Source organism: Butyrivibrio sp. ob235 (assembly GCF_900109475.1).
GTDB lineage: Bacteria > Bacillota > Clostridia > Lachnospirales > Lachnospiraceae > Butyrivibrio.
In genome coordinates, this window is record NZ_FOBE01000050.1 from 1 (window position 1) to 13,703 (window position 13,703).

General features: G+C 31.9%; 22 protein-coding genes. 17 read left to right on the plus strand and 5 right to left on the minus strand.

The features are described 5' to 3' along the window. The 8 genes from BMW61_RS22205 to BMW61_RS20540 all read left to right on the plus strand — a co-directional run. Nucleotides 1–340: hypothetical protein (locus tag BMW61_RS22205; RefSeq protein ID WP_175475321.1), on the plus strand; the 340-nt coding region annotated here is incomplete at its 5' end. A 113-nt stretch (nucleotides 341–453) separates the two neighbouring features. Then, nucleotides 454–714, plus strand: coding sequence for a type II toxin-antitoxin system RelB/DinJ family antitoxin (locus BMW61_RS20515; protein WP_091825736.1), 261 nt, complete (start codon nucleotides 454–456; stop codon nucleotides 712–714). Between the two features lies 1 nt (nucleotide 715). Continuing rightward, complete coding sequence (locus BMW61_RS20520) at nucleotides 716–976, plus strand: Txe/YoeB family addiction module toxin (RefSeq protein ID WP_091825738.1); 261 nt, start codon at nucleotides 716–718, stop codon at nucleotides 974–976. 364 nt (nucleotides 977–1,340) lie between these two features. Then, the gene (locus BMW61_RS20525; RefSeq protein WP_091825740.1) at nucleotides 1,341–2,261 is read left to right on the plus strand and encodes a hypothetical protein; all 921 of its coding nucleotides are present in this window, start codon (nucleotides 1,341–1,343) and stop codon (nucleotides 2,259–2,261) included. Nucleotides 2,262–2,594: 333 nt separating this feature from the next. Beyond that, entirely contained in the window at nucleotides 2,595–3,128 is a 534-nt protein-coding gene (locus tag BMW61_RS20530) for a hypothetical protein (protein ID WP_175475322.1), read from the plus strand. A 13-nt stretch (nucleotides 3,129–3,141) separates the two neighbouring features. Next, nucleotides 3,142–3,330 carry a MerR family transcriptional regulator gene (locus tag BMW61_RS20535; RefSeq protein WP_091825744.1) on the plus strand — a complete coding sequence of 63 codons (189 nt, stop codon included), beginning with the start codon at nucleotides 3,142–3,144 and terminating at the stop codon, nucleotides 3,328–3,330. A gap of 87 nt (nucleotides 3,331–3,417) precedes the next feature. Further along, nucleotides 3,418–3,540, plus strand: coding sequence for a hypothetical protein (locus tag BMW61_RS22765; RefSeq protein ID WP_278296927.1), 123 nt, complete (start codon nucleotides 3,418–3,420; stop codon nucleotides 3,538–3,540). Nucleotides 3,541–3,885: 345 nt separating this feature from the next. Continuing rightward, nucleotides 3,886–4,566 carry a recombinase family protein gene (locus tag BMW61_RS20540; protein WP_091825747.1) on the plus strand — a complete coding sequence of 227 codons (681 nt, stop codon included), beginning with the start codon at nucleotides 3,886–3,888 and terminating at the stop codon, nucleotides 4,564–4,566. A gap of 400 nt (nucleotides 4,567–4,966) precedes the next feature. On the opposite strand, the gene BMW61_RS20545 is transcribed toward BMW61_RS20540, so the two are convergent. The 5 genes from BMW61_RS20545 to BMW61_RS20565 all read right to left on the minus strand — a co-directional run bounded on the left by BMW61_RS20545 (nucleotide 4,967) and on the right by BMW61_RS20565 (nucleotide 7,127). Continuing rightward, nucleotides 4,967–5,257: a hypothetical protein gene (locus tag BMW61_RS20545; protein WP_091825748.1), complete on the minus strand. Its 291-nt coding sequence runs from the start codon at nucleotides 5,255–5,257 to the stop codon at nucleotides 4,967–4,969. A 40-nt stretch (nucleotides 5,258–5,297) separates the two neighbouring features. Next, nucleotides 5,298–5,675 carry a hypothetical protein gene (locus BMW61_RS20550; protein WP_091825751.1) on the minus strand — a complete coding sequence of 126 codons (378 nt, stop codon included), beginning with the start codon at nucleotides 5,673–5,675 and terminating at the stop codon, nucleotides 5,298–5,300. A gap of 4 nt (nucleotides 5,676–5,679) precedes the next feature. Next, a complete protein-coding gene (locus tag BMW61_RS20555) occupies nucleotides 5,680–5,979 on the minus strand; it encodes a hypothetical protein (protein ID WP_091825754.1) in 300 nt (99 codons plus the stop codon). A gap of 55 nt (nucleotides 5,980–6,034) precedes the next feature. Continuing rightward, the gene (locus BMW61_RS20560) at nucleotides 6,035–6,316 is read right to left on the minus strand and encodes a hypothetical protein (protein WP_091825756.1); all 282 of its coding nucleotides are present in this window, start codon (nucleotides 6,314–6,316) and stop codon (nucleotides 6,035–6,037) included. Between the two features lie 160 nt (nucleotides 6,317–6,476). Then, on the minus strand, nucleotides 6,477–7,127 hold the full coding sequence (locus tag BMW61_RS20565; RefSeq protein WP_091825758.1) for a SprT-like domain-containing protein: 651 nt from the start codon (nucleotides 7,125–7,127) through the stop codon (nucleotides 6,477–6,479). A 283-nt stretch (nucleotides 7,128–7,410) separates the two neighbouring features. Here BMW61_RS20565 and BMW61_RS20570 point away from each other — a divergent pair, with 283 nt between their 5' ends. The 9 genes from BMW61_RS20570 to BMW61_RS20605 all read left to right on the plus strand — a co-directional run. Further along, nucleotides 7,411–8,184 carry a ParA family protein gene (locus tag BMW61_RS20570; protein ID WP_091825761.1) on the plus strand — a complete coding sequence of 258 codons (774 nt, stop codon included), beginning with the start codon at nucleotides 7,411–7,413 and terminating at the stop codon, nucleotides 8,182–8,184. Continuing rightward, entirely contained in the window at nucleotides 8,171–8,491 is a 321-nt protein-coding gene (locus BMW61_RS20575) for a hypothetical protein (protein ID WP_091825763.1), read from the plus strand. The genes BMW61_RS20570 and BMW61_RS20575 overlap by 14 nt, the downstream gene beginning before the upstream one ends. Nucleotides 8,492–9,135: 644 nt before the next feature. Continuing rightward, the gene (locus tag BMW61_RS20580) at nucleotides 9,136–10,350 is read left to right on the plus strand and encodes a replication initiation protein (protein WP_091825766.1); all 1,215 of its coding nucleotides are present in this window, start codon (nucleotides 9,136–9,138) and stop codon (nucleotides 10,348–10,350) included. 30 nt (nucleotides 10,351–10,380) lie between these two features. After that, entirely contained in the window at nucleotides 10,381–10,545 is a 165-nt protein-coding gene (locus BMW61_RS22210) for a hypothetical protein (RefSeq protein ID WP_175475323.1), read from the plus strand. A gap of 15 nt (nucleotides 10,546–10,560) precedes the next feature. Next, entirely contained in the window at nucleotides 10,561–10,821 is a 261-nt protein-coding gene (locus tag BMW61_RS20585) for a hypothetical protein (protein ID WP_091825768.1), read from the plus strand. A gap of 377 nt (nucleotides 10,822–11,198) precedes the next feature. Continuing rightward, nucleotides 11,199–11,816 carry a zinc ribbon domain-containing protein gene (locus BMW61_RS20590; protein ID WP_091825770.1) on the plus strand — a complete coding sequence of 206 codons (618 nt, stop codon included), beginning with the start codon at nucleotides 11,199–11,201 and terminating at the stop codon, nucleotides 11,814–11,816. A 21-nt stretch (nucleotides 11,817–11,837) separates the two neighbouring features. Beyond that, entirely contained in the window at nucleotides 11,838–12,467 is a 630-nt protein-coding gene (locus BMW61_RS20595; protein ID WP_091825773.1) for a zinc ribbon domain-containing protein, read from the plus strand. A 20-nt stretch (nucleotides 12,468–12,487) separates the two neighbouring features. Beyond that, nucleotides 12,488–12,871 carry a hypothetical protein gene (locus tag BMW61_RS22660; RefSeq protein WP_091825776.1) on the plus strand — a complete coding sequence of 128 codons (384 nt, stop codon included), beginning with the start codon at nucleotides 12,488–12,490 and terminating at the stop codon, nucleotides 12,869–12,871. A 33-nt stretch (nucleotides 12,872–12,904) separates the two neighbouring features. Next, nucleotides 12,905–13,703 (plus strand): hypothetical protein (locus BMW61_RS20605; protein WP_139176487.1); only part of this gene is annotated, 799 nt, incomplete at its 3' end.

Genomic DNA, 13,703 nt, shown 5'->3' on the forward strand with positions numbered 1-13,703 from the left:
AGCTGGTATAGCCGCCGCACGTTTTGTTAAAACACTACTAAAGGATTCTAATTCTTTTGAGCTTATTAGTTCTCGTGTGGTAAAAAGTGGTGGTTTTTATTTTGTAACAGTTTATTACAGTGGCAAAAATGGTTTTGGTGGAACACAAAAAGAAGCTATTTGCATAGATGTAAACAGTAATTTTGAGCCAGCATTTGTTACACTATCGTTATTGACAGGAACATTAGATAAAATCACCGCTAATAATTATCAAGAATTTGTTAAGCATAATACCGAAGCCATAGAGCTAGATGTAGATAAAATAATGGACAATATAGATGCGAATGTTTCTGAAAAATAAGCATTCAATAAAAGGTATCACATGGATGCCTTTTATTATGCGCTCGTCTTTACACTGTATTGACAGCGTATTTACAAAAGTGGTATTATCATAATAAGAAAGGCGGTGATATTATGGCACAATCAATGGTAAATTTCCGCATGGATGATGATTTAAAAAAAGATATGGAAGACACCTGCAGAGATCTTGGTATGAACATGACTACTGCATTTACTATTTTTGCAAAAAAAATGACAAGAGAAAGAAGGATTCCGTTTGATGTAAGTGTGGATCCGTTCTATTCTGATGAAAATATGAATTATTTAAAGCGTGTTATTTCCGATATAGAATCTGGCAAAGCAAAATTGCAAGGGCATGATTTAATAGAGGATTGATATGGGATTACAATGGCACGATGAAGCTTGGGAAGATTATTTATATTGGCAAACCCAGGACAAGAAAACTCTAAAGAGGGTTAATGCTCTTATTAAAGATACTCAGAGAAGTCCATACGAAGGAATAGGCAAGCCAGAGCCTTTAAAAAATGAGTTATCCGGTTGGTGGAGTAGAAGAATAGACGAAAAGAATAGAATTGTTTACAAGGAAGAAAACGGAAATATTATAATTGCAGCTTGCAAAGGACATTATGAGGATTGAGAAATCAATCCTCTTTTTGTTTTGTCAGGCAGCAGTTTGTATGGGTGTTTTTGGGAGTTTATTTGACAAAATGGGATAAAGAATGTTACAATAAAATGTGGGTATAAGTATAGAAGCATATAATACACCCAATGTTAGCATACATATATTATATGACAAATGCCTTTATTTGTCAATATGTATTTAAGGTTGTGGTGGAAGGAGGATTATTATAGCAGACAACCTTTTTAATAAAGTCCACGAAATATTAACCGTAGGACAAGTTATAAAAAATTATGGCGAACTTTGCAGAATACTTGAATTACCAATCAGTGCTGGTAATTCAAAAAAGGCTCAGCTTAAAAACCTAAATCGCTATTGCCTTTTGGATCAGGATAAACAAAAGTTTATTGTTAAAGAAATTTACGATTATCCAAAGCCAAAAGATGACAAGAGATCTGAAGGGAAAAATCATAATTTATATATAACTCTTTTTGAAAGCATTTTATTAAAAATATTCATAGAGAAAAATCAGACTACTCTGAATTTCACTAAAAGAGAGTTATGGGAAGAAATGGGGATGATTAATAAGAATTATTCTTATGGATATAACAATCCTGAATTTCTTTCAGAATTACAACACAACAACAATAAAGTCAAACAATGGCATATAAACAAAGGTTTTGATAATAGCAAAAAAGAATTAAACGATATTACCAGAAGAGCACTTGAAAACCTGCAGAGAAGAAAGCTTATATGTTATAGGGATGATATTATTATCGCCCGGAAAGATGGCAAATATTTTGAAGTGTCTTTAGATTGGCAAATTGAGAAAGTCCTTCAATGCGAATATGAAGCTCTTCATGAACTAGGTTGCAATAACTTAAAAGAAGTTATTTTTAATCACAATAAAAAAGTGAGCATGAAAAGCTATTATCGTTTAAGGGACAGAAAGCTGAAAGACCTTTTAGGATTTGATTTTATTTACAGACGATATTCTATTATTTGCAATAGAGAATATCTGGAGAAAGAATATGATGAAAATCTCAGCATATTAAAGAAAAATCTTAACCGAAAGATTATTGATTCACTCTTTAGAAAAAGCGAGAAGGATTTTGAAAAAAATCGCCAGGATCTAAAGCACAACAAAACAAATTTCATATATCCGAATAACTATGTTGAAATACAAAAATATATAATCACCAAAATATTAGACATAGATGAAGAACTAATTCAGTGCTTTGAAGAATCATTAAGAATGGAAGCAGAAATGGAAGCATTGGACATGGAATTATTTTCGGCATAAAGAAATTTGAACAATTAAAAAATATAATATTTAAAACTATCTTTATATATGTTTTAAATGTTCAAATTTTTAAAATATAACCTCATCACTTCAAACGCTCAAAAAAATAAAATATTACCACAACCTATATTGCGTTTGAGGTGATGAAGCAAGACTAGCTCCAACGGAGCTATGTCGCGGTAGTAAAAGTGTGAGGACACTCTAAACTAAGGATTAAAAGGAGACTAAAATGATGAAAGGAAAAAAATAGGCAATGGCCTATTATGTTTAGTCTCATGAGACAATTTGAAAAGTGTATTTTAAATGATAGTTCGTTGCTTATCCGATCCACTTATGAAAACAATCGAATTATCAAAAACAAAACTGAATAATATTTATAACAATATGATCCAAAGATGTTACAACGAGAAATGTCTTAAAAACAGACCTTCATACAGAGGAGTTACCGTCTGTGATGAATGGAAGAATGATAAATACAGTTTCTATGATTGGGTTAATGATGGGAATTTCTATGAGATTTCCGGAGAAAAAACCGTACATCTTGATAAGGACATACTTGTAAAAGGCAATTCCATTTATAGTCCTGAGACTTGTATCTTTGTACCAGCTTCGGTCAATTCCATGTTCGGAGGAACCGCTAAAAGGAAAGATAACGGATTGCCTATGGGAGTAATCCAAGTAGGAGAACTCTTTAAACCAGAGATAAACGGATTCAGAGATTGCTTTAAGACAATTGCTGAAGCCTGGGAAGTTTACAAAGAGCATAAAAAAGCAAAGATTATCACACTTGCAGACAGTTATGCAGGAAAAATACCATATAAGCTGTACAAGGCAATGCTTGATTATGAGCTTGATATAAATGATTAAAGGAGATTTGCGTATGGAATTTTATACTGAAGATCAGATAAAAGATATGTTGCAGTTGGGAACAAAACAATGCCATGCTCTTATGAAAACAGAGGGATTCCCCTCTATTCAGATTGGAAGATTATATAGAGTACCGGTTGAAGCTTTCAAAAAATGGGTAGAACAGACAAAGAGTATTTCTTTGGACTATAGCGGAATATGATTTATCTTTAAGAGGGTTGAAGTATCTGCCCTCTTTATAGATTAATTTTATCTTATATGCTACCATATAAATATGGAGGATAACTATATGCTTATAAATTGGATTTGCAAAATATTTGAAGAAAAGCGTGATAAGAAAAAGCATGATGTTTTAAAGCTTCAATGGCAGATTGCAGAACTACAGAAAAAGGTAGATAATGCAAAAAAGTAATTCCATTCACAGCTTTTTTCACGAATAACACTTCGATAACGATATTTCTATATTAAATCAAGCCAAAGCCTTGCTATTACTAGGGTTTTGGCTTTTATTTATGCTTTTTCAGAACGCTATAAAAATAGGCAAAACGCAGTAAATATCTAGCTTTGCCCGATATCAATATATATTATTATTAAAACAATTATTTATGGTAATATTTCTATTTCAAATTCCGATTAGTAGTAAAAGTAACCTTTATCAAAAAAGTAGTAAAAGAAGCTTGTATTTTATATGGTACCATAGTATAATAACAGTAGTACAAATGACGGTTGTTTGTTTTACCACAAGGAGAATTCCGTTATGAAAGAATATGGATATTGCAGAATCAGTACAAAAAAACAATCCATAGAAAGACAGATCCGAAACATAAAAAATATATACCCTAATTCTATTATTGTTACCGAAGCTTACACCGGGACAAAAATAAATAGACCTGAGTGGAATAAACTTTTAAAAAGATTGGCTCCTGGAGATACAATTGTCTTTGACAGCGTTTCAAGAATGAGTAGAAATGCAGATGAAGGAATAAAAGTGTATTTTCAGCTTTTTGAAAATAATATAAATCTTATTTTTCTTAAAGAACCATACATCAATACAGACATATACAAAGACAATCTTAAAGACAAGATAGAGCTGACCGGAACAGATGAGGATGAGATTTTCAAAGGATTAAACAACTATTTCCGCAAGCTTGCAGTAAAACAAATTAGAATTGCGTTTGAACAGGCACAAAAGGAAGTTGATGATTTGCGCCAAAGGACAAAAGAAGGAATTGAAACCGCTCGACTAAATGGTAAACAGATAGGACAGCCTAAAGGGACTTCTCTTACTACCAAAAAATCTATCACAGCGAAAGCCGATATAAAAAAATATAGTAAGGATTTCGATGGTTCTTTAAAAGATGTAGAAGTAATTAGACTCGCTGGTATCAGCAGAAAGACCTATTATAAATATAAAAAGCAACTTGCTAATGACTTTTAAAATACACTTTTCAAAAAGGGATTCTCTTTTCAGGAGGATCCTTTTTTCTTACTCCTCCGGTGGAAGAGTTGACGTTTTTAGCCTTTATTTATGCGTTCGCCCGCTGGGCGAGTAGGAACTTTTAGCGGTTTATAAGCTTTTTATCTCTCAAACCTCAGTATCTGTGCGCTATTCCTTTGGAAGAACGAGATAAACAGTGGTGTAATGGCTTTAATCAACAGCAGAACACTGTATTCAAGCCATTTTCACGACCCGTATCTGAGGAATACGTCTCGAAGGAATCCTTTATTTCTGCGGTTTTAAAAAAAATAAATGGGATAATCCCCAACCACGAAGATTATCCCTTGAGGTATTCAAAGCCTACAAATGTAGGCGATGAAACATATTAAATTGTAAATCCTTATGGATTATTTTTCATATCCTCATCAATCAGAGAATTTATATAAGCATTTACGGACGGTCTCCCCTTCTCCGTACTGTATCTTCTATCATCAGGATTTTCCAATGCCTTTTTTTCGACATATGCGGTAATTATCTCCCTCTTGCCTTTTGGCATCCTTAGTTTTAATTGCTCTTGAGGATTTTCTTTCTCCCAATTATCTGCAGCCTTTTTTTGGCTCTTATAAACTTTTCCATCCTTCAGATCAGGATTTGGTGTTTTAGGCATATCCATAACTCCAAAATTTTTCATACTTTTATCTCCTCAATTTTACTATGTGACCTTATAACGGTCAATCGTAGAAATCAGCTTCATCAGGATCATCTTCCAAATAATCCCAGGCATCATCTATATCTTCAAATTCATCAATGTTATCGTAGTAGAACGTCTCAACATCAACATCATCAATATCCAACTTCTTGTCTGTATCAGTTTTTGAAGTGTACTTTTTAACTGATGATTTACTGCTATTTGTGCTTGATGATGAATACGAACTACTACTTGAATATGTGCTACTACTCTTTTTAGGTATGCTATTTGTATAACTATGCCATGCACAATATCGACTATCCAATGTAGCATGATTATTGCATCCACTCTTTGCGCATTTTCTACCGCATCCAGAGATAATCATAAGTGACATAATCACTATTATTCCCATTCTTTTCATGGCTTTACTCCTTCTCAAAATAAACCGTTATCACAATGTTGTTTGAATACCAGAATTTCCACGCTATAGCCTCCCCATCATCCTCTGTTTTGGAATCTATACACTTATCAAAATCAATGGATATCCCACAATCATCTTTATTACTAAGCTGAAAAACTTCGGTACCAGGAAAATTTATTATAGAGTGTGGATCAGCTTGCCCATGTGATAGATGTGTATCATCCATATCAACAAACCATGTGCATAAATTATTATTTTCATACGCTCTTTGCACATCCTTTAAAAACAGTTCTTGATTATTCATAACTACCCTCTTTTCTCAAAAAAGGGGAGCTTTATGCTCCCCTCCTCATATTGCTTTAGTTGCAGGTAAATCTCATGGAGCTTGTCTGCATGGTAAATGCTTCATATAAATCCTTATGAATCTTCTTAAATTCTGTAGATTGGAAGCGGTTACTGAGAACTTCTCTATATGTGCATTTGCCCTCATTACAAGTATATTCATCTATATGCTCTACTCCCATAATTTCAATAGCTTCAGCTTTGAGTTCCTCCATCTGAGCCTTCAGCTGTGCTTCAAGCTCTTGATACTCCTTATACTCACGGATAATTGCGTTCATTTCGTTAATTGTTCTTTTCATCTTGAATACCTCCTAAAAATGTGTTTGTGTGGTTGGTTGTTGATTATATGGTACCATATAAATAATTATTTGTCAACATATTTTATTATTCAAACAATTACTTATGGTAATAATTATTTTTATTAGTAGGGGAGCGGTTTTCACTCCCCTATTTGATTTGTTATGCAAGTACAAATTGCTCATTACAATCCATACACATTACATTTAAATTCTTTGTTGCTCTAAAGCTATTTCCACAGCAAGGGCAAATATATTTTCTTGTGCTAGTAGGCTTTCTTATGGATATAGGTGTATTATTACCATTTCCAGCCGTTGCAATTCCTACTCCCCTAAATGTGTATGGACTTTCACGATTTATGAGGATATCTTCAAAGCCATATTCTATACAGAAATTTAATGTATCTTCAGTTGGTTCCGTAATTGTCCATCCATATTTATCATGCTTTGAGATCTTCAAGTGTCCTATATCTTCAGCAATCTCTTTAAACTTGCGGTTATGATATACTCCACGATTTGAAGTATCTTGTATGTTATTCATAAGAGCGTATAAATGGCTTGCTTCATGAATCATTGTTGCAACTACATTTTCTATAGGTCGATTGAGTGTTTCAGCTCCTATATTCAATTCATAACTAGATTCATCGTTACTATTCCAAACTCTAGAAGTGCTTATATGTCCATAAGCTCCTACGGATGTTTGAATTGTTATTGTTGGTGTTTCAAGCTCATTATTGAAGTAATACTCATTAACGGCTTTGAAAACCTTTACTAAATAATTGGTAGCTCTTTGATAATTTGTTAATGCTTTCATCTGAATACCTCCGATTTCTTAAAAATTGTGGTTGGTTTGTTTTGATATTTATATGGTACCATATAAATTAAAGTTTGTCAATTATTCTTTAAAAATACATTTTTAAGTATGGGAGGGTATTTTTAGCGTTTTTCATGCCTGATCCCGGCACTTTCTGCTTAGCTGATTAATTTACACACTATCATTTTTTACAATTAGTTATTGTTTTAATTATTACTTATTGTTTTATATTGATTAAACAATATTTCACATTTATAATTATATTAAATTAGGAGGTTATTCTATGGCAAACATAATCACTTTCATCAATGAAAAGGGTGGTATAGGAAAAACAAGTTGCTGTTTTAATATCGCCTGGGAATTATCCAACAAAAAAAAGAAAATATTGCTTGTAGATATGGATGGACAAAGAGCCAATCTTACATATTTCTGCGGGATAAAAAAGACCGATGATATGCTTACTATTTATGATTTACTCTTAAAAGGCAAAGCTCCTTCAGAAGCAATAACAAACATAAAAGGAAACCTTGATATCATTCCGGCAAATGTGGAAGTATCTATGCTGAATCAATCTGCTAAAGCCAAGCGCATGAAAGAAGTATTGGCACAGGTTCAGGATCAATACGATTATATCTTTATAGATGTATCTCCAAGTCCTAATTGGGGGCAATATTTGGCTCTTGTAGCAAGCCAATTTGCAATAGTGGTAATGTTACCAGACATGGCAAGTTTGGAGGCTGATAACGGCATTATAGAATCCATAGAAGAGGTTCAAGAATCATCTAACCCTAATTTGAGCGTTCTGGGCATCTTATTCAATCGAAATGAGTTCAGAAGTAATATGAGTAAGCAAGTAAAACAAGTGTCTGAAAAGGTCGCTAAACGCTTAAATTCAAAGGTATTTGAATCATCCATTAGGGCTTCAGTCCTTATGGGAGAAGTAGCATATGCGCATGAGGGCATAACTGATTATGATAAAAAATCTGTAGTTGCAGAAGATGTGCGAGAGATTGCTAAAGAGCTTGAAAAGGAGGTAAAGAAACATGGCAAGAAGTAAATTTCTTATTGATGAAGAATCTGTTTTGGATCAGGAGACACCGATAGAAAAAACCAAAACCGAAAAATCAAAAAAGCCTGCTCCTTCAAAAGCGGTTCCTGAGAAGAAAAAAGTAGGCAGACCAAAGGTAAAAACTGAAGAGACAAAAACTATAAATATAGCAATACCAATTTCTATGATAGAAAAAATAAACATAGCAAAATGTAAATACCATGATAATTTAACAGAATATATAAATGCAGTAGTTAGAGCTGATTTAGATGCAAACATGAAAGAATATCAAAAGATTTATAATATGTTGAACTAAGATAGAGCGATATTTCCTGAATATGGAGATATCGCTTTTCTGATAAAAGAATCATTTTATAGTTTTAACAGCGACAAATTGTTGTTGTTATTAATATTAATAAAATATACAACATAATTCTTTTATTAATTAATAGACGTATATTCCGCATGAATACTGGCTTTATAAATCAAGATATCTGGTAATTTGGAATAAGAAGGACACTATTTTGGAAAGACATTACTAATATATTGGATAAAGAATGCTACTAATTTGGAATAAAAAAAGGAGTGAAATACATAAAAGAAAGCTACTATTTGGAATAAGAAGGACACTAATTTGGAATTACTTGTATTATATTTGGAGTTTTATTTATAAAGATGTCTACAAAAATGGAATGCGCAAATGTTAAAAAACAATATTTAGTATATAAGACAATCTAAATATACTAAATTGAATAAATGCATTCCAAAAAAGTAGACATCTTTAAAATATACACTTTAAAAAAATGAAATATAAAAAATATACATTCCGAAAAAGTAGATATCTTTAAATGTATATTATTTTTTGGAATAAGAAAACATCATAAATGGGCAAAGATGTCTATAAAAATGGATTGATATATATATAAATAAATAATATAATTATAGAATAAGGGGCAGGTCATGGGGAAAAAGAAATCTGAAAAATATAACATTGATCTTTTAAAGGGTAAAAATTATTCGAAATCTAATGCCCTGGTAAATTCCAAAGGAAAAGCTAATCTTCTTGCACAGAAATTATTTGCAATAGGTATTCAACAAGCTACGGAAGATGAAAAGAGCGGAATATTAACAGCAGAATTAAGAGGAACAGATCTGCGAAAAGTATTTGGTAATAATAATGGTTCTTTTTATGATGAGATAAAGGCCTTAGTTGAACCAATTAAAGATAAGCCATCTCTTATGGACTGGAGAATAGTTTTTACTGATGATACTACAAAATCTGTAGAAGCCATAAATATAGTTACGGATTGTAGATTTGAAGATGGCATATTTCAAATGCGCTTTAATGATAAAGTTAATAAAGAAATAAGACAGCTGAAGCAGAATTATACAGTATTCTCATTAGCTGAAACAATTCCTTTAAAGAGTATATATTCATTTAAATTATATGAAATGCTGAAAGCGGAATATGACAAGCAAGATTATATAGCAAGGAAGTCTGGACAGAGAACAAATAATCCAACCTATGTTACAGATATAAACATTGTGGATCTTAAACTTAGATTTGGAATTATTGATTCTACCACAGATAAGAAAATAGCTGATGCATTAAAAAAGGCTGATCCTGATTACGAAAAGATTGCAGAAATGGCAGAGGGACAGAAGGATAATGCAAAATATAAGAGATTTTCAAATTTTAGAAAAGGAACTATTGAAGTTGCTCAAAAGGAATTAGCAGAAAAAACCTCTATATCATTTGAGTTCGAGCAGTTGAAGAGTGGTAGAGGGGGGAAAACTACAGGCATAAGATTTTTTATAAAAAAGAAAGAACCAGAGCAAAATATTATTGTTGAAGAAACAAAAGAGGAATTAACAGAGGATGATATTTATCAGATTGTTTTTGATGCAAAACAAATGCTTGGGGAAGAATTTTCTATAAAAGACATAAGAGCTATCTGTAGTGTTGCTAATTATGATTTATCTAAAATCGAATCTGCAAAAAAAATAATGGATGGTAGTAAGAGCAAAATAACCAATCCTACGGGATGGCTCATAAATGCCATAAAAGAAGAATATGAAGAATCCAAGTCCATAAATAACAGTAATGGATTTCATAATTTTGAGCAGAGTGATTTTAATTATGCGGAACTAGAAAAACAACTTTTAGATAATTAAAAGTGTAGTTTTTTAAGAAAGGAGGATGGTATGCAGGAAAAGAAATATGGTGTTGAAAGATTACTAAATGCAATTTACCAAAATATTGATGAAAACAATATTGATACGTTGGCTAGTCTTTTGAATTATCATAAACCTCAATTAAAAGAGGATATTGAATCAATTAAGCTTGTGACAATTCAAGATAAGGATTAAAGGGAGGGGAGTACTTTGAGATATATTTATTTTTGGTCTTATCGTGGTCTGCCATTGACTATGCAAGAAGATATTAACAATATTATAGTAAACCATGATTATAAGAAGTTTAAAAAAATTCAATTTATATTAGAAGAACTTCAAAATATATTGAAACATGAAAAATATTTTCCAGTGTTTCCACAAAGCATTGTTGATACAGAAAAGGATTGTGATATTCCATTAAACGAACAAAATTTCAATTTGATTGATTATGCAGAATGTGAGCATGGTTAAAAATAAATATTAAACAAAAAAGCACTAATCGCATCATGCGGAAAGTGCTTTTTTAATTCCTGGAAGTTATAGCAAGCAAGGCGAGGTGTGTCCACACCATCGCAAACTTGTTAGGAAAAAATCCCTAAAACCCTTAAAAGCGGAACGGAAAAACAAGAGCAAGATTCGCCTGTGTATATACACGGCAATTAGAGCAAGATTCGCCTATGAGTCCCACATAGTCAATCTTGCAATTAAGAGTATGGCACTAAAAGTGCGTTTTAAATATAGATGGTAGTTCAGTTTATTGTCTTTTAAGAAATAGATATGTTGTATCTTGATATAATTAAGAATGATAAAATGTTTGCTTTTTTTCAATCTGAAGATGGGAGAAAAATATGGCACTTATCAATTGTCCAGGCTGTGGAAAAGAAGTTTCTGACCAATCATCAGCATGTCCTTCTTGCGGTTTTCCAATAAACAATACGGTTCGTTGTCCAGAGTGTGGAAGAATTTTGCCACAAGGAACATCTACATGTCCAGACTGCGGATATCCAATAAACGAAACTAGCAAAAAAAGAAATGGATCAAATACGAAGAAATTTCTTATTATAGGAATCCCTTTATTATTAATTGCAATTATTGGTGTTGCTTTTATTGTTAAAAATAATTTTTTCAATGATCCTATTATTGGCAAATGGAAAGCAACTTATATTACAGATGGGGGAACCAATACAATAAGTATTGCCGAAGCAAGTGAAAGTTTTGGAGAATCTGCAAATATAGAAATTACATTTAAAGAAGATGGATTTACTGCAAAATATGGAGACTATCTTAATGATTCCGGTACATGGTTTTTAGATAGTGAAGGGGATGGGAAGAAGAAATATTATGTATCAGGGAAAGAAAGCTTTTATGTAGAAATATCGGATGATGATAAAGATACCATGAAATTGAATTTGTCAGAGTACAGTTACTATGACATGATATTTATTCTTGAAAGAGTTAAACGCTAACTGTGAAAGAGGGTGTTTTATATGGCAATGATAGAATGTCCGGAATGCAAGCGACCAATATCTGATCAAGCAAAATCGTGTCCTCACTGTGGTTATCCATTGAGAAAACAAAATAATAGTATTTCACAAAGGGATGATGATGGTTTTACTACTTGGCAAAAAATTCTTTTAGTGTGCCTTGTGATAGTTGGGGTTCTTGGAATTATTTATATCATCAACTATTTTAAAAAGCCTACGACAACAAGTAGTTTATACGATGAAACTTATTTAAATCCTTATAGCGGAAATAATAGTTACAGTAATAATAACAGTTACAGCAGAAATTATTCATATAAATCTTCAGCGGATGATTTTGATTATGAATATTATACGAATAGAAATCGAGATTTAGTAAAGACAGTTACTAAAGTATATAGCAATAGTTCTTATACTATTTGTGAGGGCACCTTAAAAAATAACGGAACGGATAAATACACTTTTATTAGAGTCAAAGGAGCCTTTAAAGATAAAAATGGAAATGTTTTAGATACAGATTGGACATATGCAGTAGGACAAGAGGGATTATCTGGAGGAGAACAGACTACCTTTAGATTATCAGTTGATTATAATTCTGAAATCACAGATTGTGATGTAACTTTTATGGAAAAATAATTTTAATAGGATGGAGAAGAATGGCACTAATAAAATGTCCTGAATGTGGCAAAGAAATATCAGATCAAGCAGAATGCTGTCCTAGCTGTGGATGTCCAATTAATGAGGAACCAAGAATCATTACAAATAATGATTTTGAAAACAGCATAGATGCAGCAAAAAGAAAGAGTGGAAAAACGCTAATTATATTGGGAATTATATGTTGGATTGGCTCTTTTGTTACCGCAATATCAATAGCTGATGATTTATTGATGGATAAAGTAAGTTATATATATAGTGGATATCACTCTAAACCGGGGCTTGTACTTTTAAATAAGATGTTATCAATAGTTAATTGGGTGGGATTAATACTGATTATAGTTGGTATAGTTATTGTGATTGTACATAGAAAAAAACGTAAGTAAAATACACTTTTTAAAATATAAGGGAGACCAGATATGCCAAAAAAATCATTAAAAATTTTAAGTGTTACCGTTCTTTTTGCATTAGTGTTAACTTTTACAATTTCTGGATGTGCATCTAAAGAAGATAAAGAAGCTGCTTCTAATATGGATACATATATAAGTGATGTTGCGGAAAACGGAGGAGATATTGCTGATTTAATAGCTTCTTACGATGCTTTGACAGAAGATCAGAAAAAGTTACTTAAGCAAAAAGACAAATATGAAGAAGTAGTTGTTTCGAGTACAGATAGTCTTATTGATGAAGTTTATAATAATGGTGGTGATATTGATAAATTATCAAACACACTTAAATTACTTACAAATGATCAAAAATCAGCACTAAAGAATGCTGATAAATACGATAAAATAATAGCGGCTAATGAAGTGCTGTTATTAGTTGATACATCTAAGATTCCAAGTCAAAGCGAATTTGATAATATCCTATCTAAATATAATGATTTGGATTCTTCACAAAAGAAGATGATTAAAATTGATGATTATATTGAAAAATATAGAGATATAGACATCAATAAAGCTGTAGCCGTAAATGAAAAGGTTGAAACCATTAAAGAAGATGCTACTTATAGCGATGTAAAAGATATTATTACAGAATATAATTCTTTAAGTGACAAAGAGAAAAAAATAATTAGTAATGGTTCGAAAATTGAAGAATTAGCATCTTTATCAGAATGGGACAAAGCTGGTATAGCCGCCGCACGTTTTGTTAAAACACTACTAAAGGATTCTAATTCTTTTGAGCTTATTAGTTCTCGTGTGGTAAAAAGTGGTGGTT

Excerpts from the sequence above, each read along its gene's own strand:
- BMW61_RS20590 (WP_091825770.1), top strand. The coding sequence starts at position 11,199 with ATGGCACTTATCAATTGTCCAGGCTGTGGAAAAGAAGTTTCTGACCAA.
- BMW61_RS22210 (WP_175475323.1), top strand. The coding sequence starts at position 10,381 with ATGCAGGAAAAGAAATATGGTGTTGAAAGATTACTAAATGCAATTTAC.
- BMW61_RS20535 (WP_091825744.1), top strand. The coding sequence starts at position 3,142 with ATGGAATTTTATACTGAAGATCAGATAAAAGATATGTTGCAGTTGGGA.
- BMW61_RS20545 (WP_091825748.1), bottom strand. The coding sequence starts at position 5,257 with ATGAAAAATTTTGGAGTTATGGATATGCCTAAAACACCAAATCCTGAT.
- BMW61_RS20530 (WP_175475322.1), top strand. The coding sequence starts at position 2,595 with ATGAAAACAATCGAATTATCAAAAACAAAACTGAATAATATTTATAAC.
- BMW61_RS20565 (WP_091825758.1), bottom strand. The coding sequence starts at position 7,127 with ATGAAAGCATTAACAAATTATCAAAGAGCTACCAATTATTTAGTAAAG.
- BMW61_RS20575 (WP_091825763.1), top strand. The coding sequence starts at position 8,171 with ATGGCAAGAAGTAAATTTCTTATTGATGAAGAATCTGTTTTGGATCAG.
- BMW61_RS20570 (WP_091825761.1), top strand. The coding sequence starts at position 7,411 with ATGGCAAACATAATCACTTTCATCAATGAAAAGGGTGGTATAGGAAAA.
- BMW61_RS20560 (WP_091825756.1), bottom strand. The coding sequence starts at position 6,316 with ATGAAAAGAACAATTAACGAAATGAACGCAATTATCCGTGAGTATAAG.
- BMW61_RS20520 (WP_091825738.1), top strand. The coding sequence starts at position 716 with ATGGGATTACAATGGCACGATGAAGCTTGGGAAGATTATTTATATTGG.
- BMW61_RS22660 (WP_091825776.1), top strand. The coding sequence starts at position 12,488 with ATGGCACTAATAAAATGTCCTGAATGTGGCAAAGAAATATCAGATCAA.
- BMW61_RS20555 (WP_091825754.1), bottom strand. The coding sequence starts at position 5,979 with ATGAATAATCAAGAACTGTTTTTAAAGGATGTGCAAAGAGCGTATGAA.
- BMW61_RS20515 (WP_091825736.1), top strand. The coding sequence starts at position 454 with ATGGCACAATCAATGGTAAATTTCCGCATGGATGATGATTTAAAAAAA.
- BMW61_RS20550 (WP_091825751.1), bottom strand. The coding sequence starts at position 5,675 with ATGAAAAGAATGGGAATAATAGTGATTATGTCACTTATGATTATCTCT.
- BMW61_RS22765 (WP_278296927.1), top strand. The coding sequence starts at position 3,418 with ATGCTTATAAATTGGATTTGCAAAATATTTGAAGAAAAGCGTGATAAG.
- BMW61_RS20540 (WP_091825747.1), top strand. The coding sequence starts at position 3,886 with ATGAAAGAATATGGATATTGCAGAATCAGTACAAAAAAACAATCCATA.
- BMW61_RS20580 (WP_091825766.1), top strand. The coding sequence starts at position 9,136 with ATGGGGAAAAAGAAATCTGAAAAATATAACATTGATCTTTTAAAGGGT.
- BMW61_RS20595 (WP_091825773.1), top strand. The coding sequence starts at position 11,838 with ATGGCAATGATAGAATGTCCGGAATGCAAGCGACCAATATCTGATCAA.